This is a genomic window from Rhodoferax sp. RT5P35, assembly GCF_056521385.1.
The window spans coordinates 1-1,020 of the sequence record NZ_JBWMAX010000378.1; the positions used below are offsets into that span (position 1 = coordinate 1).

At 63.1% G+C, this 1,020-nt stretch carries 2 protein-coding genes; both read right to left on the minus strand.

The annotated features are described in order from the left end of the window. Positions 1-605: site-2 protease family protein (locus AC097L_RS26465; protein ID WP_479589659.1), on the minus strand; the 605-nt coding region annotated here is incomplete at its 3' end. Between the two features lie 35 nt (positions 606-640). After that, positions 641-1,020 (minus strand): L-threonylcarbamoyladenylate synthase (locus AC097L_RS26470; protein ID WP_479589660.1); only part of this gene is annotated, 380 nt, incomplete at its 5' end.

Genomic DNA, 1,020 nt, shown 5'->3' on the forward strand with positions numbered 1-1,020 from the left:
ACCGGCTGCATCCACAGCGTGCTGACGATGCCCGCAATCACCAGGCCCATGACGATGAAAAAGCCCCAGGGCTCGATGCGCGACACCAGTACCGCCTGGCGGTAGGGCAGCAGCCCCACCAGAATGCGGCCCCCGTCCAGTGGCGGCAGCGGGAACAGGTTGAAGGCGAACATCACCACATTGACCAGCATGCCCGCCTTGCACATCTTCAGGAAAAACGGTTCGGTAGTGCCGGTGGCCACCAGCAGATACATCAGCACGCCCCACAAAAAGGCCTGGATCAGATTGGCCCCCGGGCCCGCCAAGGCCACCCACACCATGTCGCGCTTGGGGTTGCGCAGGTTGCCAAAGTTGACCGGCACCGGCTTGGCGTAGCCAAACAGAAAGGTGCCCGAGGTGGCGAAGTACAGCATCAGCGGCATCAGGATGGTGCCGACCGGGTCGATGTGCGACACCGGGTTGAGGGTGATGCGGCCCAGCGCGTAGGCGGTGTTGTCGCCAAAATGCCGTGCCGCATAGCCGTGTGCCGCCTCGTGCAGGGTGATGGCGAACAGCACCGGTAGCGCATAAATGGCGACGGTTTGAATGAGTTGTGCAATATCCATCGGGCAATTGTCTCAGAGGGGTGGCGTGCAGCGCGTCACAGGCCGAGCGCAGCCACTGAACCGCGTCCCTCTCGAATGATCACGGGCTCAGCGCCTGTCAGGTCGACCACGGTGGTGGGCTCCAGGGCGCAGGCACCGGCGTCGATCACGGCGGCAATCTGGTTTTTGAAGCGCTCAAGAATGTCCTGTGCGTCATTGAGCGCGTCGGTTTCCCCGGGCGGAATCAGCGTGGTGGCCAGCAAGGGGCCGTGGTGCAGCGCCAGCAGCTCTTGCAAGACCTTGTGCTCAGGCACGCGCAAGCCGATGGTCTTGCGCGCCGGATGACTCAGGCGGCGCGGCACTTCCTTGCTGGCTTCCAGAATGAAGGTGTAAGGCCCGGGCGTGGCGGACTTGATCAACCGAAACTGCTGGTTGT